Here is a 21150-nt window from a genome sequence, read left to right on the forward strand (position 1 = left end):
CGATGACCGTGCTCCTGCGCGAGGCGATCGGCGACCGGCTCCGGCATGCCCGCACCAACAAGCGTCGCACACTGCGCGACATCTCCCGCGCCGCCAAGGTCAGCCTCGGCTACCTGTCCGAGGTGGAGCGCGGGCAGAAGGAGGCGTCCAGTGAACTGCTGGCGTCCATCTGCGAGGCGCTCGAGCTGCCGCTGGCCGAGCTGCTGAGCAACGTCGCCGCCGACATCTCGGCTCTGGAGAGCGTGGACGTGCCGACGATGCCGGAGACCGCCGAGGGCGAGGGCCGCGCGCGCAAGACGGGCGAACCGTCCGCCGCGACGGGACGGCTCGACAGCGGCCGCCTCATCGACGGCGTGATCGGCAACGACCTGCCGGACCTGCGGGTTTCCGGCCAGCGGGTCGGGCCGTCGCTGCGCACCACCATCCGCGCGCCGAAGATGGTCGCGGCCTGATCACCCGCTGAGAACACTCGACTCGCTGAGAACACTCGACACGAAGGCCACCGTCCGGGCGCCGAGCGCCCCGGCGGTGGCCTTCGCGCGTCCGGGCCAGGGATGCCGGTCAGGGTCGTCCCTGAAATCCCCCGGGGTCGCCTGGAACACACGGGCGCGACCTGACACGATGGAACCCACTCCGGGGTCGCGGCGTTGCTCAGACAGGGGAGGGCGACGCCGGGCGACCATCGGCGACACCCAGGCAGGGATCTAGAAGGCAGGCGGAGGAGATGGCCAACCCTTTCGTGAAGTTCTGGAAGTACCTCATGGCGTCGTTCTCGTCGAAGATCGACGAGCACGCCGACCCGAAGGTGCAGATCCAGCAGGCCATCGAGGAGGCGCAGCGCAACCACCAGGCGCTCTCCCAGCAGGCCGCCGCGGTTATCGGTAACCAGCGGCAACTGGAGATGAAGCTCAACCGCCAGCTCGCCGAGGTCGAGAAGCTGCAGGCGTCGGCGCGGCAGGCGCTGGTGCTGGCCGACGAGGCCCGCGCCAAGGGGGACGAGCAGAAGGCCCAGCAGTACGAGGTGGCCGCGGAGTCGTTCGCCACCCAGCTGGTCACGGCTGAGCAGAGCATCGAGGACCTCAAGACGCTGCACGACCAGGCCCTGCAGGCCGCCGCGCAGGCGAAGCAGGCCGTGGAGCGCAACTCGGCGATGCTCCAGCAGAAGCTGGCCGAGCGCACCAAGCTGCTCTCGCAGCTGGAGCAGGCCAAGATGCAGGAGCAGGTGTCGGCCTCGCTCAACCAGATGTCGCAGCTCACCGCGCCGGGCAACACCCCGTCGCTGGAAGAGGTGCGGGAGAAGATCGAGCGGCGCTACACCACCGCGCTGGGGCAGGCGGAGCTGGCGCAGAACTCGGTGCAGGGCCGCATGCTCGAGGTGCAGCAGGCCACCACGCAGATGGCAGGCAGCTCGCGGCTGGAGCAGATCCGGGCGTCCATGCGGGGCGACTCGGTCGCGCAGGTGCCCTCCGGCTCCGGTGAGAAGGCGGCCTCGCCCGCGGCGGACATCCAGCGCGAGATCGAGTCGCGCGTCCAGGCCGAGCAGCAGAAGAACCAGGCCTGAGCGGGTAGGCGATGGCGTCGGGCCGGCGGGACTTCTCGCAGTTCCAGGCGAAGCTGGAAAAGCACATCGAGCGCCTGCCCGACTACGCGCAGCGCGCGCAGCAGAAGTTGCAGCGGTACACGGAGCAGGGTTCGTCCGGAGCGGTGACGCGGCCGAAGGTCGTCTCCCAGGCGATGCCGGTGCTCAACGAGGCCCGCACCAAGTGGGTCGCGTGGAACTCGCCGGAGGCGAAGCTGGCGCGGCGCAAGCGGCGGACGTCGCGCGCGCTGACGCTGTGGATCATGGCCGCGGTGCTGTTCGTGCTGTACGCGGTGATCGGCGGTCTCGGACTGGCCGGGGCAGGCGGAGTGGCCGAGGCGGTGCCGGGGATCTTCGGCGCGGTCGTGTTCACGACGTTGTCGGTGCGCTCGGCGCTTCGGCTGCGGCAGCTGAACCGGGTCGTGCTGCCGGTCAGCACCACCCCGCCGCCGCTGCCGCCGTCCGGTTCCGCGGCACGCGCCCCGATGCAGCGGCTCGCCGAGTGCGAGTCGACGCTGGCCGACCTGCTGCGGCAGCTGTCGGAGCCCTCGGCGGTCGGCGCGGCGCCGGTGCCGGAGTACTCGGTGGCCGACGCCCGGTCGACGGCCACCGAGGCCGCCACGGCGCTGCGGGCGCTGGCCCTGCGGATCCAGTCGATCGAGCGGGCGCGCGACGCGGCTCCGGCCGGCGAGCGGGCCGCGCTGCACTCGGCGATCGCCATGCTGCGGGAACAGCTGGACGACGGAGTGGAGAGCTTCGGAGCCCTGGTCGCCGCGGCGGGCCGCGCGGTCGCCGCGAGCAGCCACGGCCTCGCCGACTCGCGCCTCTTCCTGACCGACGCGACCGACCGGCTTGCCGGACTGGCCCTGGCACTGCGCGAACTGTCCAACTGACGCGGTACCTCGGGCGCGACCGCCGACCGCCGCGAGCCCACGCTCCGCACCGCGAGTCCCACGCTGACGGGCGCGAGTTCCGCCCCGGCGTCCGGGGCCACGTGCGAGCCACGCGTCAAGTCGCCGTTCGGGGTGGTGCTGCCTCGGCCGCGCATCGGATCAACGACAAATCGACCATGGCCTTCGCGACGTAACCGCGGCGGAACATCGCCTCCCAACTCTCGGAGGATGGACACCCCGCCGCTTCCGCCCGAGCCCCCTCCGCCGCCACCGGCGCCGGCCAGCGCGCAGCGTGCCGTGGCTGCCGCCCTCGACCTCACCGCGACCGCCGACCGGCCCGGGTTGTGGGCCACCCTCCGCGCGGGCGAGGATGCGCTCGTCGACGCCCTCTCACCCACCGCGGACCCGGTCCGGCGGCTGGCCGAAGCCGGCGCCGTCGTCCTCGGCACCGCCCGCGGCCGAGCTGGTGGCCCTCGGGCTGGTCGACCTCGCCCTCACCACGCAGGCGCCCGGGCACCCGGACGTCGTCTGCCTCGCACCGACCGCCGGGCTGCTCCACGCGGCCGGCGCCGTCGTCGCCGGGACGCTCGCCGACGGCTGCCGCGCGCTGACCGCCATGACCGACCCCGGCGCCTGGCCCGCCGACGTCCGCCTCGCCGCCGGCGAACGTCCCCGGCTCACCGTCTCGCACCAGCACCGGAACGCGCTGCGCCACTCGGTGGGGGAGCTGCTCGTCGCCGGCGTCGAAGTGACCACAGTGGACACCGGAACCTCGATGGTCCCCATCGGACAGCGCGCCGGGACGTCTGACGGCCCGCAGGTCACCGCACACGGCGTGTGTTTCCTCGGCCGCCCCTTCGACGACCAGGTGCTCCTCGACCTCGCCGCCCTGCTCACCGGCGAACAGCTGAAGAACCCTTACCCCGCAACGGGAACCGCTCTCATTGTGTTCGTCGCGCACCCGACCGGATGCGAGCCCTCGACGGCCAGGCCGGCGTGCACGCGAGCGACGACGGCGCGGCGCTGCTCGGCGAACGGTGGCTGCTCGCCCCGGGCGGCCTCGCGCGGTTCCGGGCCGCGCTGCCGCCACCGATGACGCTGGGCCCGGTCGAACTGGACAACGGCGAAACGGCCACCGCACTGGTCAGCCACCGGGCACAAGGCCCCGATATCACGGAGTTCGGGGACTGGCGGGCCTACCTGCGTCATCGGACCGCGACCCGGCCAGGGCCCGGTTGATGCCCCGCACCAGCCCCGGCCCGTGCAGGGCGAACCCGGTGTAGAGCTGGATCAGGCTCGCGCCGGCGTCCAGCATCCGGCGCGCGTCGTCGCCGGTGGAGATCCCGCCGACGCCGATGATCGGCACCGTGCCCCCGGTGTGCCGGTGCACGAACTCCACGACCTCCCGCGCCCGCTCGGTGAGCGGCCTGCCGGACAGCCCGCCGGTCTCCGCGCCCACCGCGGCCTCGTCCGCGACCAGCCCGTCCCGGCCCAGCGTGGTGTTGGTCGCGATGATCCCGGACACGCCGTGCTCGTCGCACACTTCGAGCAGTTCGGCGAGCGCGTCGTCGGTCAGGTCGGGCGCGACCTTGACCAGCAGCGGCGTCGCCGGCTTCCCGGCCGCCGCGGCCAGCTCCTCACCGGTGCGGGCCAGCTCGGCGAGCAGCTCGGCCAGCGCCTCCCGGTCCTGCAGTGCCCGCAAGCCGGGGGTGTTGGGGGAGCTGACGTTGATCGCGAAGTAGTCCGCCCACGGGTACAGCGCCCGCAGCGACTCCTGGTAGTCGGCGACCGCCTCCTCCAGCGGGGTCACCTTGGACTTGCCGATCGACACGCCCAGCGGGATGTCCGGTTTCCCCTTGGCGGCCAGGCGCTGCGCGAGCGCGGCCGCGCCGGAGTTGTTGAACCCCATGCGGTTGATCACCGCGTCGCTGTGCGGCAGAGTGAACAGCCGCGGCTTCGGATTGCCCGGCTGCGCGAGCCGCGTGACGGTGCCCACCTCGACGAACCCGAACCCGAGCGCGGGCCACGCGGCCAGCGCGCGCCCGTCCTTGTCCATCCCGGCGGCCAGACCGACCCGGTTCGCGAACCGCAGCCCGAACAACGTCACCGGGTCCGAGACGGCGAACCGGCGCCGCGCCGCGGCCAGCGCGGGCGGGACGTCGGCGAGCCGGGACAGCACGCGGAGGGTGCGTTCGTGCACCTTCTCGGGGTCGTTGTCGTTGAGCCGGTAGAGCGCGGGACGCATCAGCCTGTCGAAGAGCACGTCCCCATCTTCGCTCAGCGCCGTTTCCACTCCGACGACAGCATGGCGTAGACGAGCTCGTCGGTCCATTCGCCCTTGACGAGCTCGTTCTCCCGCAGGTGCGCCTCGCGCCGCATGCCCAGTCCCTCCATCAGGGACGCCGAGGCCACGTTGCGGCTGTCGCAGCGGCCGTGGATGCGGTGCAGGCCCAGTTCGTCGAAGCCGAGCCGGAAGAGCTCGGTGGCCGCCTCGGCGGCGTAGCCCTTGCCGTGGTGCTGGGGGTGGAACACGACCCCGATCTCACCGCTGGCGTGCTCGCGGCTGGTCCACCACAGGGTGAGGTCGCCGATCAGCTCGCCGGTGTCGATCAGCTCGACGGCGATGGCCAGGTACTCGCCGGGCTCGGTCAGTGTGGAGCGGGCGATCTTGTCCTCGAGGAGGGCCGCGGTCTCGGCGCGCGTGCGCGGTTCCCAGTAGAGGTATCGCGTGACGTCCGGGCGGGACTGGAAGGAGTGCAGCGCGTTCAGATCGGTCTTCTTGAACGGGCGGAGGATCAGCCGTGCGGTCTTCAGCGGGTACGCGGGCTGCAGCACCGGCGAAGGATAGCGCGCCCCGGACTATCTTCGGGGGCGTTTCCCGGCGAATTAGGGGATTGGGGGAACCCCCGGCGCGACTCCCGACCGTCGTCAGCCGTTCGGGCCCGAGCCGGACCAGTGCTCGGAAACGCCGGGGGGCGGTGGCTGTCTGGTATTCACCAGCAGTCCAGGGTGTGGCATCCGCTAGCGGACAGCCACCTCACGAGTCCCGTTGCTACACAACTTTGGACCACCTCCTTTCCCGTGTACCAGCAACGCTAGGCGTGCCGGTGCCCCTGCGGCAACTGCATTTCCGGGCAGGCGGGCGTGGCCGTTCTCACCCGCCGGGAGGGGCGCCGGCGGGAATTTTCCTTCCGGCTCGCCTCGCCGACTGGATCGATCAACGCCGAGGTGCCGGTTTCGAGTCACCCGGGCAGGTGTACCCGATCAGGTGGCCGGGGGCTGGTCGCACCAACGGGAGAGAATGCGATGTCCACGTCCGTGGTCATTCTGATCGTCGTCGTCGCGATCGTGGTGATCCTCGGGATCGCCCTGCTGGCTCGCGCCCAGATGCGGCACTGCGAGCTGGACATCCGGCCGCTGCCGGAGACCGCCCGCCAGCGCTACCGGCAGCAGTGGTCGCTGGTGCAGCAGCAGTTCGTCGACCGGCCCGGCGGGGCCATCCTGGAGGCCGACCGCCTGCTCACCTTGCTGATGGCCGAGCGCGGGTACCCGACCGAGGGCTACGAGCAACAGCACCGGGACCTGTCCGTGGAGCACGCGAACACGATCGAGCACTACCGCCGCGCCCACGACATCACGCAGGGGCACCAGAAGACCGACGCGTCCACCGAGGACCTGCGCAAGGCGATGGTCCACTACCGGCCGGTGTTCGAGGACCTGCTCGGCGACGCCGACGTCCGGCCGGAGGGCGACCGCCACCATGCGCGCTGACGACCGCACCGCCGACGGCCTGACCACCGACGACCTCGTGGCGCCCCGCGCCGAGGCGCAACAGCGGGAAAACCCAGCGCAGCAGGATTCAGCGTCGAAGGAGACGCCCGCGCAGCCGATGGCCGAACATTCGCCCGGGCGCACCCTGCCGGCCGAGGCGGCGGCGAGTCAGGGCGTGACCGAGGAACCGCCCGCCGGGCAGGGCGATGGCGAGGAGCGCGTCGAGCTGTTCCGCCCCGAGCAGGTCAACGCGTTCCGCGATCGCTGGCGCGAGGTGCAGACCTCGTTCGTCGACGATCCACCGCGGACGCTGCGGGACGCCGACCAGCTGGTGGCCGAGGTCATGCAGGCGCTCGCGCGGACCTGCGCCGACCACAAGCACGGGCTGGAGGCCCAGTGGCAGCGCGGTGCGGCCGCCACCGAGGACCTGCGGCCGGCGCTACCGCACGTTCTTCAACGAGTTACTGCGCAGCTGAGGCGAGGGCCCGCGCTGGCAGCGCGGGCAGAACCAGGTGGGGCGCGCCTGGACGTCGCGGGGGTCCCGGCCCTGGTCTTCGACCCGGATCCGGCCTCCGCACCGGAAGCAGCCCTGCCTGGTCCGCTCGTACACCCAGTTCCGGCGGCCGCGGGCGAGGTCGCCGGTGGTGCTCTGCTCGTGCCGCCAGGCGTTGGCCAGCAACAGCTTCCGCGCCAGCCGGACCACCTTCGCCGCGTCCACTTCGGACGCCGGAGTCCACGGCGTCACGCCGAGCAGGAAGCAGATCTCGCACTTGTAGAGGTTGCCGACCCCCGCCATCACGCGCTGGTCGAGCAAGGCGAGCCCGAGCTCCCGGCCCGGTTCGCGCGCCAGCGCCGCGACCGCGCGGGCCTCGTGCTCGTCGCTCCACTGTGGATCGAGCAGGTCCGGCCCGAGGTGGCCGACCAGGCGGGACTCCTCGGCGGTGGGCAGCAGTTCCAGATCGTGCACGCGGAACCCGACGACCTGCACGCCCCCGGCCTCCAGCACGACCCGCGCGTGGTGCGCCGGGTGCCGCCAGCGGGAACCGGGCCGGGTGATCTCCCACGATCCGTCCATCTTCAGGTGGCTGTGCAGGCTCAGGTCGGGCGAGAAGCGGAAGAACAAGTGCTTGCCCACCGTGCGCACGCCGAGCACCGTCGAGCCGGCCAGGTCGGTGGTGGCCAGCGCCGGGTGCCGGAAGTCGGTGCGCGTCAGCACCCGGCCGGCGAAGGCCTTCTCGACCTTCTTGCCGGCCAGGAAGACCGTGTCACCTTCGGGCATCGTCCGCGGTCCGGGCGATCCGGGGGACCGGGCCGGTGCTCTCGGCGGGCGGCTCCCGGTCGATGCGGTGCCGTCCGGCGCGGTTCGAGCGCAGGATCTTGGCCAGCACCATGTTGAAGGTCAGCGCGACCTCCTGGGCGCCGGGGGAGTGCCACTCGTGGATGGGGCTGCACGCGCCCTGCGCCTGCTGCACCGCCAGCCGGTCCGGGATCGCCGTGGGCATCACCAGGCCGCCGAAGGACTCCCGCAGCTCGGCGATGCGGAACTGGTGCTCGTGCGAGCGCGGCCGCAGCCGGTTCACCAGCACGCCCGCCGCCTTGAGGTCCGGGTTGTGCTCGTCGCGGATCTGCTCGATCGCCTCCAGCGCGCGCTGGGCGCCGCTGACCGCGTACATCGTCGGTTCGGTGACCAGGATCGCGCTGTCGGCGGCGACCAGGGCCGACTTCGTCAGCCGCCCCAGCGAGGGCGGGCAGTCCAGGATCGCCAGCTCGTAGGGGCGGCCCCGCAGCGGGCGCTCGTGCAGCTCGTCCAGCGCCAGGGAGAGGTTGCCGACCTTGTCGTCGTCCGGCCCCGGCTCGTTGAGCAGTTCGAGTTCCTCCGCGCCGACCAGCACGTCGACCTCGGGGCTCCACGCGCTCGGCGCCACGGCCTGGCGCAGCACGTCGCGGGCCGGGGTGGCGAGCACGTCGGCCAGCGTGGCCTCGGTGTAGGGCGGGTCGAGGGTGGCGGTGGCGTTGCCCTGCGGGTCGAGATCGGCCACCAGCGTGCGCGCTCCCCTACGGAGCGCGGCCGAGGCGATGCCCAGCGCGACCGTGGTTTTGCCGACACCACCCTTGAGGCTGAGTACGGCGACCGTGTGCACGGGGTCGAGCGTAGCCGGAGTGCAACGGCGAGCGCCCGGACCGGGCTCACTACGCTGTCCGCCATGCGAACGGACACCGGGACAGCACGCGGCTCCGGCACGGTCTGGCGGGCACTGCGGGCCGAGCTCGACCGGGCGCGGGAACGAGGCACCAGCGAACCCGCCGTCGTCGACGTCGGCGGTGGCAGCGGCGTCTGGGCGGTGCCGCTGGCCGCCGAGGGCTGCCGGGTGACGGTGGTCGAGCCGAGCCCGAACGCGCTGGCGACGCTGCGGCGGCGCGCCGAGGAGGCCGGCGTCGGCGGGGCGATCACCGTCGTCGCCGACGACACCGACGCGCTCGCCGCGCGGATCCCGGCCGGCTCCGCCGACCTGGTGCTGGCGCACGGGCTGCTCGAGGTCGTCGACGACCCGGCCGCGGTGGCGGGCGCGCTGGCCGGGATCGTCGCGCCGGGCGGCGCGGTGTCCGTGCTGGCCGCGAACCGGCACGCCGCGGCGCTGCACCGCGCGCTCGGCGGCCGGGTGCGTGAGGCGCACGCGCTGCTGACCAGCTCCGAGGGCGTGCTCGCGGACGACGGGGAGACGCTGCTGCGCCGCTTCGACGCCGACGGCCTGCGCGGGTTGCTGGCGGGCGCGGGCCTGCGCGTCGAGCTGATCCAGGGCGACGGCGTGGTGTCGGACGTGCTGGGGGAGGTCGAGTCGGAGCAGTACACCGCCGACGACCTCGCCGACTTCGAGGCCGCCGCGGGCGCGATCCCGCCGCTGCGCGACCTCGCCAGCCGCCTGCACCTGCTCGCCCGGCTCTGACCGGAATTGTCGGACCCCCTGCGTAGGCTCGTCCGCGATGGGTAGGAACGCGGCCCTGCCGGCCGGATACGAGCGGTTCCGGGTGAGCGCGGGCCACACGCCGGACGACACCGGCTGCGGTCTGCTGCACGTCGACATGGACGCGTTCTTCGCGGCCGTGGAGTTGCGCACGCGGCCGGAGCTGGTCGACAAGCCGGTGATCGTGGCGGGCGCGGGCCCGCGGTCGGTGGTGACGTCGGCGAACTACCCGGCGCGGGAGTACGGCGTGCGGGCGGCCATGCCGGTGGCGGTGGCGCGTCGGCTGTGCCCGCACGGGGTGTTCCTGCCGCCGACGCACGGGCTCTACGGCGAGGTGTCCAAGGGCGTGATGGCGATCTTCCGCGAGCTGACGCCGCTCGTGGAGCCGCTGAGCCTGGACGAGGCGTTCCTGGACGTCAGCGGCGCGCTGCGGCGGCTGGGGGAGACGCCGGCGGGCATCGCCGCGCTGATCCGCAGCCGGGTCCGGGCCGAGCACGGCATCACCTGCTCGGTCGGGGTGGCGTCGGTGAAGTTCGTGGCGAAGCTGGCCTCGGGCATGGCGAAGCCGGACGGTGTGGTGGTGGTGCCCGCCGCGCAGACCCTGTCGTTCCTGCACCCGCTGCCGATCTCCGCGCTGTGGGGCGTGGGGAAGAAGACCGAGGAGAACCTGCGGCGGCTCGGGCTGGCCACGATCGCCGACATCGCGGCGGCGCCGCTGCCGCGGCTGCGCAAGGCGGTCGGCAACGCCGCGGCCGAGCACCTGCACGCGCTGGCGCACGGGCGCGACGAGCGGGGCGTGGTGGTCGACTCGCCGGAGAAGTCGCTGGGCGCCGAGCACACGTTCGACACCGACCAGCGCGAGCCGCGGGTTCTGGAGCGCGAGCTGCTGCGGCTGTCCGAGCGCGTCGCGGAGAGCCTGCGGCGGCGCGGGCTGCGCGGCCGCACCGTGTCGATCAAGGTGCGGTTCGCCGACTTCCGCACGATCACGCGGGCGCGGACCCTGCCCGCGGCGACGGACGTGGCGCGCGTGATCCACTCGACGGCCGTGGCGCTGCTGGCGGAAGCGGTGGCCGGGGCCGATGTCCGCCTGCTCGGGGTGCGGGTGGAGGGGCTGACCGGGGAGGCCGAGCCGGAGCAGCTGACCTTCGACCAGCCCGCGCCGCGCTGGCGGGACGCGGAGGTGGCGGCGGACGTGGCGCGGTCGAAGTTCGGCTCTGCCGCTGTGCGTCCGGCGTCACTGCTCGTGCCGGACCCTGACCCTCCTCGGGGGGAACCCTGAGCCGTGTGAAACGTTGAGCACAGGGACGACGACAGCCCAGCAAGACCACCAGCGCCCAGGCCGGCGGGGAGATTTGAGCCAAACGGGGCACAGGTTGGAGCGGGATCGGGTAGTCCTGATCGCGAAGGACTCGTATCCTGGAGAGTGACACCACTAGGGGTGTCTGTTGGGTCCAGGACGTTGCGCGGCCCGGCGCCCGCGACAGCTGTGCCGGAGGAGGAAAGATGCCACTCTCCGAGCATGAGCAGCGGCTGCTCGACCAGATCGAGCGCGAGCTCTATGCCGAGGACCCCAAGTTCGCGTCTACGGTGCGCGGTGCCCGGTTCCGCCGGCCCGTCCGCCGCCGCCGAATCCAGGGGATCGCGCTGTTCGTCGTCGGTGTCGCTCTGCTCGTACTGGGTGTGATGGTGCGGGCTCTGTGGGTCGCCGACGTGCCGTTGATGAGCGTGTTCGGTTTCGTCGTGATGTTCGCGGGCGTCCTGCTCGCGGTCATGTCCGGACGTGATGGGGGCGACGGCAAGCAGGGCGGTGCCAAGGCCGCCAAGGCCAAGAGCTCCTTCACACAGCGGATGGAAGAGCGCTTCCGCCAGCGGTTCGAAGAGCAGTAGTTCGTCTCCGCGAGGTGCCTACGCCCGGACGGGCGTAGGCACTTTCGCATAGTCGCCCTCAGCGGGCGTGCCGAGCGTGCCCGAGGTGGCTCCGGGCACATCGCGCCCGGCCCGCGCTTGGCTGCGGCGGGGGCCCCGGTCAAGACCGCGCTCGGGTGCTGGGCCGAAGCGTGAGGCGCCGAAGGCGCGCTGTCCTGCGTGGCGGCGCCGGGGCGGGCCCCCGATCAAGCCTGTGCGCGGGTGCTGGCCCGAACCGTGAGGCGCCAAGTCCCGCTGTCCTGCGCATCCGCGCCGAGGGCGATCAGCGCGCACGCCCGGCCCTGGTCGTGCAGGGACTGGGTGATCGTCGTCAGGCCTTCCCGGTCCGCCTCCGGGCCGTCGTCCCACCCGCCCACCGCCACGTCCGCCGGCACGTGCAGCCCGCGACGGCGTGCCGCGTCGAGGACGGCGAACGCGAGCTGGTCGCTCATCGCCACCACCGCGTCGGCGCCCGTGTCCAGCAGTGCGTCGGCCTGCGCGACCGCTTCCGCCCGGTCGTTGCGGGCCACCACGGCCACCGGCAGCGCGCGGGTGTCCAGGCCCGCGTCCCGGCAGTGGTCGACGACGCCGCGGAGCCGTTCGCGCGTCACCGGGAACTCCACCTCGTCCGGATCCGGCCCGGTTGCCATCCGCGCCGCGCGGTCGCGGCCGAACGGGAAGCTCAGCACCGCGGGCCGCGCCGCGCCGGCGAAGACGTGCGCGGCCAGTTCCCGCGCCGAGGCCCGGTTGTCGATCGTGACCACCCGCGCGCCGTCCACGGCCGGTCCGCCGTGCACCACCACGGGCTTGCCCAGTCCGGTCACCACGGGGAGCACCGGATCGCTGTCGGCGGTGGTCCAGAGGATGTAGCCGTCCACCGACGCCGACGTCACGCGCTCGACGTCGGTGTCCTCGCCGGTGGTCGGGATCAGGTTCAGCCCCGTCCCGCGCTCCCGGCAGACCTCGGCGACCCCGGTCAGGAAGCTGCGGGCCTGCGGGTCCTCGAAGGCGTAGGCGAGGTGCTCACCCAGCACGACGCCGATCGTGCCGGTGCGGCGGCGGCGCAGCGACCGCGCCGTCGGGTCGGGGCCGCGGTAGCCCAGCTCGGCGGCGACCGCGCGCACCCGGCGCAGCGTCTCCGGCGCGACGCGGTCCGGCCGGTTGTAGCAGTACGACACCGTCATCGGCGAGACGCCGCTGCGGCGCGCCACCTCGGCCATGGTGACTCGGGACGTTCCCGGCCTGGACATGCCGTCAGCCTATCTGTGTATCGTTACACAATGCGAGCCGGAAGGACCAGCGTGGCGCTCGCGACGCTCAGCGCCGCGTCCTTCGTGTCCGTGACCTCGGAGAACCTGCCGGTCGCGCTGCTGCCGCAGCTGGCGGCCGGGTTCGGCGTGCCCGGCTCCGCCGTCGGCCTGCTCATGACCGGCTACGCGGTGGTGGTCGCGGTGTCGGTCGTGCCGCTGGTCGCGCTGACGGCTCGCTGGGACCGCCGCACGGCCGTGCTGGTCACGGTCGGGGCGATCGCGGTGTCGAACCTGCTGCTGGCGGTCGCGCCCGGGTACGCCGTGGCGGTGCTCGCCCGCGTGGTCGCGGCGGCCGGGCACGGGGTGTTCTGGTCGGTGGTCGCGCCGATGGCCGCCCGGCTGCTCGGGCCGGACCGCGCGAGCCGCGCCACCGCGGTGGTCTTCGCCGGGAACTCGCTGGCGTTCCTCTTCGGGCTGCCGCTGACCTCCTGGCTGGCCAGAACGATCGGCTGGCGGGCCACGGTCCTCGCGGTGGCCTGCGCGGCGGCGCTGTCGGCGGTGGTGATCCGCGCGGCCGACGCCCGCCGGGCCGCGGACGTCGCCGCGCGGGTCGCTGAACCGCGCCCTCCTGCCGGTCAACCTGGCCACGCTGGTGGTAGTGACCGGGCACTTCGCCGTGTTCACCCACATCACCGTGACCGTCGCGGAATCCGTCCACCTCACCGGTCCGGCGATCTCGGGCCTGCTGTTCGCGCACGGCGTGGCCGGCCTGCTCGGCCTGGTCCTGTTCGGCGGGCGGGTGGACAGCCACCCGCGCGGCACCGCGCTGCTCGTCACGGCCGGTCTCGCGGCGACCGTGCTCGTGCTGCTGTTCGCCGGATCCGGGATGGTCGCGGCCGCCGCGGTCGTGTTGTGGGCCGTGCCCGACGGCGGCATCGGCGTCGTGCTGCAGGCCGCCGTCCTGCGCGCGGCGGACCGGCCGGACCTGGCGTCCGCGGTCTACATCGTCGCCTTCCAGGCCGGCATCGCCGGGGGCGCCGCGGTGGGCGGCGCCGCCCTCGACCACGGCGCCCTGCCCGCCGCGACAGCGCTGGCCGCGGGGTGCGGGCTCGCCGCCAGGCTCGTCGTCCGCCGGTCCGCCGGTCCGCCGGTCCGCCGCGTTCCGGCGAACGTGACGAGCCGTCAGCGCCTGCGGAAGACCGACCGCGGGAAGAGCCGCCCGCGCCAGGACATCGGCGCGTTGCGCTGCAGGCTGCGGCGCAGGCCCTCGAACGCGGCGGCGAAGTCGTCGCCGGTGGACTGGCTGGGGGAGTACCACGAGCGCTCCACCACCCCGACCACCGTGCGCAGGTCGTTCTTCCCTGCGTCGTCCAGGTTGTGCTGCACGGCCATCTTCTGCGCCGCCGACCGCACCGTGTCGCTCGGTGGGATCGGGATGCCACGGTCGGCGCACTCGTCCATCAGCTCCGCCCACGCCGCGTCCGCCGCTCCCGGCTGACGGGACGTGATCGCGTTCAGGCGGTGGCGCCGGTGGATCTCCCGCAGCACCGCGGGGGCCAGCCCGGCCACCGCGAGCAGCAACAGCACCAGCGCCAGCACCCAGTGCACCAGCCACGCGGTGAGCACCACGGTGACCAGCCACGCCGCGGCCGCGGCCAGCGGCAGCCAGGACGCCGTGTGCCCGCGGAGCCTGCGGATCGCGACGAACGCGCCGACCGTCAATGCCACCGCGATCAGCACCAGCACCAGCGCGATCCACCCGGTCCAGCCCGGCGCCGAGCCCGCGGGCGCGGCCTGTGTGCCGGCCGGGTTGGCGGCGCTGCCCTGGGTCTCGGGCGCCCCGGTCGGAGCGACCCGCGTGGTGGACACGCTCGGCACGTCCTGCTCCTCCGAGTCCGAGGACCCGCTGGAGGTCGTGTCGGACTGCAGGTAGGGCGGGACGTAGCCGCGGCCGTCGGAGCGCGGCGTCGGGTCGAAGCTGACCCAGCCCAGGTCGCCGAAGTACACCTCGACCCAGGCGTGTGCGTCCTGCGAGGTGATCATGCGCGAGTCGCCGTCGGCGTAGCCGGAGGTGAAGCCCACCGCGACCCGGGACGGGATGTTCAGCACCCGCAGCATCACGGCCATCGCGGAGGCGAACTGCTCGCAGAACCCGCGCTTGCCGTTGAGCAGGAAGTCGGCCAGCGCGTCGCTGTCGGTCGCGGCGGCCGTCTCGGTGTCGTAGGTGAACCCGTTCTCGGCGCTGAAGTACCGCCAGATAGCGCTCGCCCGGTCGAAGTCGGTGGACGCGCCCGCCGCCAGGTCCTGCGCGAGGCTGACCACGCGCGGGTCCACGCCGGTGATCTGGCTGTAGCTCGCCGGGATGTCGGTGCCGCGGGCGGTGGCCGACTCCAGCTGGCCCTTCGTCGGCTCGGCCAGCGACGCGGTCTCCACGTAGGCCGGGATCCGCTGCTTGCGCTCGCTGAACACGGCGCCGCTGGTCGGGTCGTAGTACCAGCCCTGGCCGACGCCCTGCAGGCCGCGCAGCTGCCCGTACACCGGCATCCACACGTCGACCCAGTTCAGCGGCTCGACCTGGATCTGGCGCGCCTCGCCCGCGCCGTCGTCGCCGGGCGCGGCGGGCAGCGGCTGGTTCGCCGGGAAACCGGCCGGCATCGGGCCGTCCGGCAGGCTCCAGCCGCGGTTGGGCCGGTACGTGTCGAGCGTGAACGCGCGCAGCAGGCGCTTGTCGTTGCCGAGGCCGCGGACGCGGAACAGGTCGACCGTGCTGCCCTGGTCGAGCATGCCGCGCAGCGAGGTGAACGGGTTGACGCCCAGCCCGCCGGAGCCGGCGCCCGCGCCGCTGCGGCCGCTGCCGGGCAGGCGCCCGACCGTGCCGACGGCGGTGAGCGCGGCGCCCGCGACCAGGCCCAGCACCAGGGCGACCGCGACGACGGCCACCGGCGCGGACGCGGCGGCCGGGGCGTTGCCGAGGCCGGGGGCGTCGCGGTTGCGCCAGCGGCGGTGGCGGTGGTTGCCGTCGACGGCGAGCAGGCCCGCGAAGGCCGCCGCGCCGAGCAGGAACGTCCACCACGGGAGCATGTCGTCGGCCAGCGAGGCGGGCACCGCGTAGACGCACAGCAGCACCAGGCCGGTGGCGGCGGGCGCGGAGGCGGCGACCGCGAGGGTGTCCACGAGCACCGCGACCAGGCCGATCGCGATGGTCACCAGGCACAGGATCGGCGGGGTCGATTCGACCGGCGGCAGGCCCGTGCGGATCTGCTCGAACGCCGCGGTGAGCACGCCGTTGATCTCGTCGAACGCGGCGGGGCCCGGGATGACGCCGAGGATGCCGCTGCTGGTGAACACGCCCGTGATCAGCAGCAACAGCACGACGAGCTGGGCCAGCCCGACGACGGCGGTCGGCGTGCGGATGGCCCGCAGCGCGAGCCCGGTGGCGGCGACGAGCACGACGGCGACCGTGACGTACCCGAGCCAGCCCACCCCGCCGACGACGCCGGTCAGCGAGGTGGAGGCGCACAGGGTGGCCACCCCGGCGGCGATCGGCGCGAGGACGGACCCCCGCCACTGCGGCGGCGGCTCGACGACGCGCTGCGTGGGCCGGTGCAGCTCCGGCCGTCCCGGCGGCGGGGCGTCGGGCTGCTGATCGGGCCGCGGCGGGCGGCCGGTCAGGGTGGTCACAGCGTTCCCCCGGAGATGCGGTGTGCCGGAGCGGAGCGCTCCGGCCGTGCGGAAGCAGGCGCCCGGCGCGTCGGAGGGCGAACTCGCGCTCCTGAATGCGGGACTCGCGGCGCTGGGCGTGGGACTCGCGCGCGGGGGGTGCTCACAGCGCACCTCCGATCAGCGAGCCGCGTCCGGCGGCCGTGCGGCACAGGTCGGCCCACACCTGCGGCATCGAGGTGTTCGGGCCGGCCACCACGACTCCCCAGCCCGCCGCGCGCAGCAGCGCCGCCGATTCCTCCGTCGCCGCCGCGCGGTGCTCGGGCGCGCTCACCCCGCCGGACCACGCCGGGGTGTCCAGCAGCACCGCCAGGCTCCGGATGCCGCGCGGCCGGAACCGCGCCAGCTCGGTCACCGCCTGGTTCGACACGGTGCCCAGGATCGCGATCAGCTCCTGTCCCTCGGCCGGGTCGTGGCCCGTCGTCAGGTCGCGCTGGTGTGCCGGCTGCAGCGCGGCGAGCGCGTCGAGCAGGACGTTGTCGTAGCCCTCGCCGCCGTCGCCGGGCACGTCGGCCAGCGGTTTGCCGTGCTCGGTGACCAGGCGGACCCGGTGCCCGGCCCGCCGCACGTGCAGGCACACGCTCGCCGCGAACGAGATCGCCCACTCCAGGCTCGCGGCCGGGCCGGTGCCGTGGTGCGCGGCGGCCCGGTGGTCCAGCAGGACGGTGGTCCCGCCGCGCCACGGCCGCTCCTCGACCCGCACCATGATCTCATCGCGCCGGGCGGTGGAGCGCCAGTGCACCTTGCGCAGGTCGTCGCCCTGGCGGTACTGCCGCACCACCACGTCGGTCTCGCCCTGGCCCGCGCGCAGCCGCACGCTGCCGTCGTCGCCCGCGCCGATCCCGGCGCCGCTGGGCAGCCCCCACAGGGACACCACCTTCGGCACCACGACCAGCCGCGAGTGCGCGATCAGCTCGCGGTCGAACTCGCACAGGCCGAACGGGTCGGTCAGCGTCGCGCGCAGCGGGCCGACCTGCTGGATCCCGCGCATCATCGGCTGGATCGGGTAGCGCAGCGCGATGACCCGCCCGTGCGGCAGCCGCTCCACGACGAACCGCGGCCGCGAACCCAGCGCGTAGGGCACGCCGTCCTCGAGCAGCACCTCACCGGCCGGCAGCTTGCCGTCGCGCCACAGCGCCAGCTCCACCTCGCCGGCCGAACCGGCGGAAACCCGCTCGGGCAGCAGCTTGCGGGACGCGCCGATGCGCACCCGCGACGCCGCGATGAACAGGGCGACCAGCAGCGGCAGCGCGATCACGAACACGGCGACCCGCAACAGGTCGCGCTCGTTGAGCACCACCGCGCACACCGCGGCCGCCACGCCGGCGGCGAGCAGGCACCGCCCCCGCGTGGTCAGCCCGGACAGCGACCGGAACACGGCCGTCTACCGGCGGCCGGCGGTCTGCGGGTGACCGCCCTGGGGCACCGGGACCCGGTGCAGCACCGCGCGGACCACGTCGGTGGCGGAGCGGCGGGCCGCGTGCGCCTCCGTGGTCAGCACCAGCCGGTGCGCGAGCACCGGGACGGCGACCGCGTGCAGGTCGTCCGGGACGACGAAGTCGCGGCCGGACAACGCGGCCTGGGCGCGCGCCGAGCGGACCAGCTGCAGCGTGGCCCGCGGCGACGCGCCGAGCCGGATCTCCGGCACCTGCCGGGTGGCCGCGACCAGGTCGACGGCGTACTTGCGCACGTCCGGCGCGATGTGCACCCCGCGGACCTGCTGGATGAGGCGGTGCAGGGTGGCCGCGTCGGACACCGGCTGCAGGTCGGCCAGCGGGTCGTGACCGGAGTGCTCGTCGACCATGGCCAGCTCGGCCTGCTGGTCCGGGTAGCCGATCGACACGCGCGCGGTGAACCGGTCGCGCTGCGCCTCGGGCAGGGCGTAGGTGCCCTCCATCTCGATCGGGTTCTGGGTGGCGATCACCATGAAGGGGTCGTCGAGGCGGTAGGTCGTGGTGTCGACCGTGACCTGCTTCTCCTCCATGCACTCCAGCAGCGCCGACTGGGTCTTCGGCGACGCGCGGTTGATCTCGTCGCCCACCACGATGTTGGCGAACACCGGGCCGGGCCGGAACTCGAAACCGCCGGTCTGCCGGTTGTAGATGGACACGCCGGTGACGTCGCTGGGCAGCAGGTCGGGCGTGAACTGGATGCGGCTGACCGTGCAGTCGATCGACCGGGCGAGCGCCTTGGCCAGCGAGGTCTTGCCGACGCCCGGCACGTCCTCGACCAGCAGGTGGCCCTCGGCCAGGAGCGTCACCAGCGCGACGCGCACCACCTCGGGCTTGCCGACGAGCACCCGCTCGACGTTGGCCGCGATGCGGCGCATGGTCTCGTGCAGCTCACCGTGCCCGTTGTGGCTGATGGGCAGGCCGTGCGCGGGGCTCGCACCGCCGGGGTGGTACGGCGCTTGCCCGGGCGCCTGCTCGCCGGTGTACTCCCCGGGCGATGCAGGCTGTGTCCTCGACGTCACTCGACCTCCTGGTGCCGAAGCCCTTTTTCAAAACCGGAACACGGGTGCGGCCCGCCTGAACCGCGCCGCGGCGCGGAAGGATCTCACAGCCGGGGACGGAGGTGACGCCCGCGGTCGCCCGCCCCGGCACCCAGCCTGGCATCCAGTGTGTCAAACCCGGGCCAAGTCGGTCCAAGAACCCTGAAATCGTTTCGGGCGCTATGCTGCGTTCCGGAACCGGTCGGCTACCGAGAGGTGCGAACAGAACCGATGACCGACACGCGCGGCGGCCTGAACGTGAACGCGGGGGCGTTCGCGGTCTCGCCCGAGCTGGCGGCCGGGGCCTATCAGCAGATCAGCCAGCTGCAGGACGTCGTCGGCGAAATGGTGCGCGAGGCCAGGGTGCTGGGCCGCACCGTGCCGCTGGGTGGCGGGTACGCCGGCGAGGTCGGCGAGTTCATGGCCCGGTACGGGCTGGGCGGCCCCGGTTCGGCCGCCGACTCGCTGATCCGGTTCGGCCAGGAGCTGGAGACGCTCAAGACGAACATCCGCCGCGCGCTGAAGCGGTACTCGGACAGCGACGACGACGCCGCCGAGGGCGTCGACTGCAGCGGTGGCTGAGCGGATGCGCGGTGTGGTGGTCGTGCTCGCCGGGGCCGGGCTGCTGCTCGCCGCGTGCGGGCAGCCGGCTTCGCAGCCCGCCGCGCCGCCGTCGTCCACCTCCGCGTCTTCGTCGCCGAGCGCACCGCCGTCGCCGCCCGGGCTGGCCGGGTTGAAGCCGTGCGAGCTGCTGTCCGCGACCGACCGCTCCACCGCCGGGCTGACCTCGCTGGGCGAGGAGAAGACGATCGGTGCGGACCGGGCCTGCGACTGGACCGAGCCCGGCACGTTCGGCGTCACCGTCACGCTCGCCGAGAACGCCCCGCTGAACTCGCTGGAGATCGACAAGGGCACCGGCAAGCGCGTGACCGTCGGGGCACACAAGGGTTTCCGGGTGTCCGACCGCAGCGCCGGGGACGGCACCTGCGCGGTCCTGCTCGGCGTCGGCCAGGAGGCCAGCGTGCAGGTGGACGTGACCAACACGGGCTTCGAGGACACCCCGCTCGCGTGCGAGCGGGCCGACACCGTGGCCCGGCTGATCGAGCCGAAACTGCCCTGAGGGAGCCAGCGTGAACCAGGTGCCCGAGCCGACGCGGCGGTACGAGTCCTACAGCCACGAGGCGATGGCGGCCGAGGTCGCCGACGGCAACGACCCCGCCACCGCGGGCCGGATCGGCGAGCAGTGGGCGGGGCTGGCCGCGCGGCTGCGCGAGTCGGCGCAGGCGCTGGGCGCGATCTCGACACGGGCGGGCGAGGCGTTCGACGGGCCCGCCGGGGAGGCGCTGCGCCGGACCCTGGCCAAGGCCGAGAGCTGGTCCGGGCACGCCACCGAGCTGTCGCGGTGCCTGTCCGACGCGGTCGGGCGCCAGGCCGGGATAGCGGCGCGGGCGCGGGACGAGATGCCGCCGCCGGTGCCCTACGACCCGGCGGCCATGATCCGGGAGGCTGCGGCGAGCGGGAGTTTCGCGGTGCTGGCCGGACTGTCGGACGCGATGGAGCAGCGGCGGGCGGCCGCCGAGGAGGCCCGCCAGAAGGCGATCGACGTGCTCAACGCCCGTGACGCCGCGCTGCGCGAGTCGGTGCCGGGCCGGTTCTTCGACGAGCCGCCGGAGCTGGGGGAGCGGTGATCCGCGTCTCGGCGTCCGCGTTCGACATTCTGTGGCACGACCTCGGGTACGACCGGGTGCCGTCGCCGCTGGAGGTCCGCAGTGTCGGCGTGACCGAGGCGGAGCGCGCCGAGATCCGCCGCGCGGTGCATGCGAACCTGGCCGAGCGGGGCTTGCTGGATGGCGGTCGGCTGGACTCCGCGCTGGAGTCGCGGCTGGCGACGCTGGCGTCCGCGGAGGTCTACGTCGAGTGCGAGGCGCTGCCCGAGCTGGACGCGGAGGCGCCGTTCCGGGCGGTGGCCGCGGCCGGCGGCAGGCGGGGCGTGCTGGCGGCGCAGCCGAGCCGGACGATCGGGCTGTCCGGGATCCGCGACACGGAGATCTTCACGGCGGTCGTCGACCTGCTGCCCCCGCTGGAGCCCGGGCCCGGCTACGGGGTCAGCCTGCCGGCCGACGCCCTCGCCGGGGACGGTGCTTCGCGTGCCGCCGCACGCCAGTTGGAGGAAGTGCGGGCGATCCAGTCCCGGCCGGTGCTTGGTGCGGGCCAGTTCACGGTGCGGGCGCGCGCGGATGGACGGCCGCGGCGGGTCGGCGGGGTGAGCTGGTTCCGCACTGATCAGGGGGCGTACCTGGGCACGGTCGAACCGGGCCGCGGGGGAGCCACCTGGGTGAACGTGGTGCCCACCGACTCGGCCCGGCTCGCCGCACGGCTGGCGGAGCTGCTCGGCTGATGCCGACCCCGATGCGAAGGCCAAAGCAACCGGCCACCCAGCTCACGCAGCCGCGCACGTCGCGCGCGGAACTCGCGCCGCCGAGGGGGAACTCGCGCGTTTGAGCGTGGGACTCGCGGGGCTCTCGCGAGTCCCACGCTCGTGGGTGCGAGTTCTGCGGTTGTGGGGGCGAGATCGCCC

The 21150-nt window shown here is 73.8% G+C and carries 23 protein-coding genes and 2 pseudogenes; 15 read left to right on the forward strand and 10 right to left on the reverse strand.

The annotated features are described in order from the left end of the window. Positions 1-2 precede the first annotated feature (2 nt). The 5 genes from AMETH_RS12455 (at position 3) to AMETH_RS42525 (ending at position 3711) form a co-directional block, all read left to right on the forward strand. Positions 3-452, forward strand: coding sequence for a helix-turn-helix domain-containing protein (locus AMETH_RS12455; RefSeq protein ID WP_017981808.1), 450 nt, complete (start codon positions 3-5; stop codon positions 450-452). Positions 453-724: 272 nt separating this feature from the next. After that, positions 725-1561, forward strand: coding sequence for a PspA/IM30 family protein (locus tag AMETH_RS12460; protein WP_017981810.1), 837 nt, complete (start codon positions 725-727; stop codon positions 1559-1561). A gap of 11 nt (positions 1562-1572) precedes the next feature. After that, positions 1573-2472: a phage shock envelope stress response protein PspM gene (gene pspM, locus AMETH_RS12465; protein WP_017981811.1), complete on the forward strand. Its 900-nt coding sequence runs from the start codon at positions 1573-1575 to the stop codon at positions 2470-2472. A 466-nt stretch (positions 2473-2938) separates the two neighbouring features. Continuing rightward, positions 2939-3568: a hypothetical protein gene (locus AMETH_RS12470; RefSeq protein ID WP_026153050.1), complete on the forward strand. Its 630-nt coding sequence runs from the start codon at positions 2939-2941 to the stop codon at positions 3566-3568. Next, positions 3469-3711 carry an allophanate hydrolase-related protein gene (locus AMETH_RS42525; protein WP_410468232.1) on the forward strand — a complete coding sequence of 81 codons (243 nt, stop codon included), beginning with the start codon at positions 3469-3471 and terminating at the stop codon, positions 3709-3711. Before AMETH_RS12470 ends, AMETH_RS42525 begins: the two co-directional genes overlap by 100 nt. Here the strand turns inward: AMETH_RS42525 and AMETH_RS12475 are convergent. Together AMETH_RS12475 and AMETH_RS12480 are read right to left on the reverse strand one after the other, a co-directional pair. Continuing rightward, positions 3644-4735: a quinone-dependent dihydroorotate dehydrogenase gene (locus AMETH_RS12475; protein ID WP_038532983.1), complete on the reverse strand. Its 1092-nt coding sequence runs from the start codon at positions 4733-4735 to the stop codon at positions 3644-3646. The two genes, AMETH_RS42525 and AMETH_RS12475, sit on opposite strands and share 68 nt — an antisense overlap. 14 nt (positions 4736-4749) lie before the next feature. Then, on the reverse strand, positions 4750-5307 hold the full coding sequence (locus tag AMETH_RS12480; protein ID WP_017981813.1) for a GNAT family N-acetyltransferase: 558 nt from the start codon (positions 5305-5307) through the stop codon (positions 4750-4752). Between the two features lie 471 nt (positions 5308-5778). Between AMETH_RS12480 and AMETH_RS12485 the strand changes: the two genes are divergently transcribed. Then, the gene (locus AMETH_RS12485) at positions 5779-6243 is read left to right on the forward strand and encodes a hypothetical protein (protein ID WP_017981814.1); all 465 of its coding nucleotides are present in this window, start codon (positions 5779-5781) and stop codon (positions 6241-6243) included. Positions 6244-6331: 88 nt separating this feature from the next. Here the strand turns inward: AMETH_RS12485 and AMETH_RS37930 are convergent, their stop codons facing one another. Genes AMETH_RS37930 through AMETH_RS12500 form a run of 3 tightly spaced genes read right to left on the reverse strand, consistent with a single transcriptional unit; the run spans position 6332 to position 8384 of the window. After that, entirely contained in the window at positions 6332-6625 is a 294-nt protein-coding gene (locus AMETH_RS37930) for a hypothetical protein (RefSeq protein ID WP_156131658.1), read from the reverse strand. A 57-nt stretch (positions 6626-6682) separates the two neighbouring features. Continuing rightward, complete coding sequence (locus AMETH_RS12495; RefSeq protein ID WP_017981816.1) at positions 6683-7522, reverse strand: Fpg/Nei family DNA glycosylase; 840 nt, start codon at positions 7520-7522, stop codon at positions 6683-6685. Further along, positions 7509-8384: a ParA family protein gene (locus AMETH_RS12500; RefSeq protein ID WP_026153051.1), complete on the reverse strand. Its 876-nt coding sequence runs from the start codon at positions 8382-8384 to the stop codon at positions 7509-7511. Before AMETH_RS12500 ends, AMETH_RS12495 begins: the two co-directional genes overlap by 14 nt. 63 nt (positions 8385-8447) lie before the next feature. Here AMETH_RS12500 and AMETH_RS12505 point away from each other — a divergent pair, with 63 nt between their 5' ends. The 3 genes from AMETH_RS12505 to AMETH_RS12515 all read left to right on the forward strand — a co-directional run bounded on the left by AMETH_RS12505 (position 8448) and on the right by AMETH_RS12515 (position 11093). Beyond that, positions 8448-9188: a class I SAM-dependent methyltransferase gene (locus tag AMETH_RS12505; protein WP_017981817.1), complete on the forward strand. Its 741-nt coding sequence runs from the start codon at positions 8448-8450 to the stop codon at positions 9186-9188. 37 nt (positions 9189-9225) lie between these two features. Beyond that, entirely contained in the window at positions 9226-10485 is a 1260-nt protein-coding gene (dinB, locus tag AMETH_RS12510; protein ID WP_017981818.1) for a DNA polymerase IV, read from the forward strand. Between the two features lie 224 nt (positions 10486-10709). Further along, positions 10710-11093: a DUF3040 domain-containing protein gene (locus AMETH_RS12515; protein ID WP_017981819.1), complete on the forward strand. Its 384-nt coding sequence runs from the start codon at positions 10710-10712 to the stop codon at positions 11091-11093. Between the two features lie 224 nt (positions 11094-11317). Here the strand turns inward: AMETH_RS12515 and AMETH_RS12520 are convergent, their stop codons facing one another. Together AMETH_RS12520 and AMETH_RS40050 are read right to left on the reverse strand one after the other, a co-directional pair. Further along, the gene (locus AMETH_RS12520) at positions 11318-12361 is read right to left on the reverse strand and encodes a LacI family DNA-binding transcriptional regulator (protein WP_038532075.1); all 1044 of its coding nucleotides are present in this window, start codon (positions 12359-12361) and stop codon (positions 11318-11320) included. Positions 12362-12384: 23 nt separating this feature from the next. Further along, complete coding sequence (locus AMETH_RS40050) at positions 12385-12537, reverse strand: hypothetical protein (RefSeq protein WP_017981821.1); 153 nt, start codon at positions 12535-12537, stop codon at positions 12385-12387. On the opposite strand from AMETH_RS40050, the pseudogene AMETH_RS42530 reads away from it, so the two are divergent. Together AMETH_RS42530 and AMETH_RS42045 are read left to right on the forward strand one after the other, a co-directional pair. Then, positions 12491-12925: pseudogene (locus AMETH_RS42530) on the forward strand (MFS transporter); the annotation flags it as partial. The gene AMETH_RS40050 and the pseudogene AMETH_RS42530 overlap by 47 nt on opposite strands. A gap of 130 nt (positions 12926-13055) precedes the next feature. Beyond that, positions 13056-13478: pseudogene (locus AMETH_RS42045) on the forward strand (MFS transporter); the annotation flags it as partial. A gap of 65 nt (positions 13479-13543) precedes the next feature. Here the strand turns inward: AMETH_RS42045 and AMETH_RS12530 are convergent. The 3 genes from AMETH_RS12530 to AMETH_RS12540 form a co-directional block, all read right to left on the reverse strand. After that, complete coding sequence (locus tag AMETH_RS12530) at positions 13544-16042, reverse strand: transglutaminase TgpA family protein (protein WP_017981823.1); 2499 nt, start codon at positions 16040-16042, stop codon at positions 13544-13546. A 142-nt stretch (positions 16043-16184) separates the two neighbouring features. Beyond that, positions 16185-17459, reverse strand: a complete 1275-nt coding sequence (locus AMETH_RS12535; protein ID WP_017981824.1) for a DUF58 domain-containing protein — start codon at positions 17457-17459, stop codon at positions 16185-16187. Positions 17460-17465: 6 nt separating this feature from the next. Further along, positions 17466-18554: an AAA family ATPase gene (locus tag AMETH_RS12540; protein WP_017981825.1), complete on the reverse strand. Its 1089-nt coding sequence runs from the start codon at positions 18552-18554 to the stop codon at positions 17466-17468. Positions 18555-18803: 249 nt separating this feature from the next. On the opposite strand from AMETH_RS12540, the gene AMETH_RS12545 reads away from it, so the two are divergent. From AMETH_RS12545 to AMETH_RS12560, 4 genes are read left to right on the forward strand one after another with little or no spacing between them, the layout of a single operon-like run. Then, complete coding sequence (locus AMETH_RS12545) at positions 18804-19154, forward strand: hypothetical protein (RefSeq protein WP_017981826.1); 351 nt, start codon at positions 18804-18806, stop codon at positions 19152-19154. A gap of 4 nt (positions 19155-19158) precedes the next feature. Next, positions 19159-19692: a DUF3558 family protein gene (locus AMETH_RS12550; protein WP_017981827.1), complete on the forward strand. Its 534-nt coding sequence runs from the start codon at positions 19159-19161 to the stop codon at positions 19690-19692. Positions 19693-19702: 10 nt separating this feature from the next. Beyond that, positions 19703-20260, forward strand: coding sequence for a hypothetical protein (locus AMETH_RS12555; protein ID WP_017981828.1), 558 nt, complete (start codon positions 19703-19705; stop codon positions 20258-20260). Continuing rightward, the gene (locus AMETH_RS12560; protein ID WP_017981829.1) at positions 20257-20970 is read left to right on the forward strand and encodes an ESX secretion-associated protein EspG; all 714 of its coding nucleotides are present in this window, start codon (positions 20257-20259) and stop codon (positions 20968-20970) included. Before AMETH_RS12555 ends, AMETH_RS12560 begins: the two co-directional genes overlap by 4 nt. The last annotated feature ends 180 nt before the right edge of the window (positions 20971-21150 follow it).

Origin of the sequence: Amycolatopsis methanolica 239 (genome assembly GCF_000739085.1) — a bacterium.
GTDB lineage: Bacteria > Actinomycetota > Actinomycetes > Mycobacteriales > Pseudonocardiaceae > Amycolatopsis_E > Amycolatopsis_E methanolica.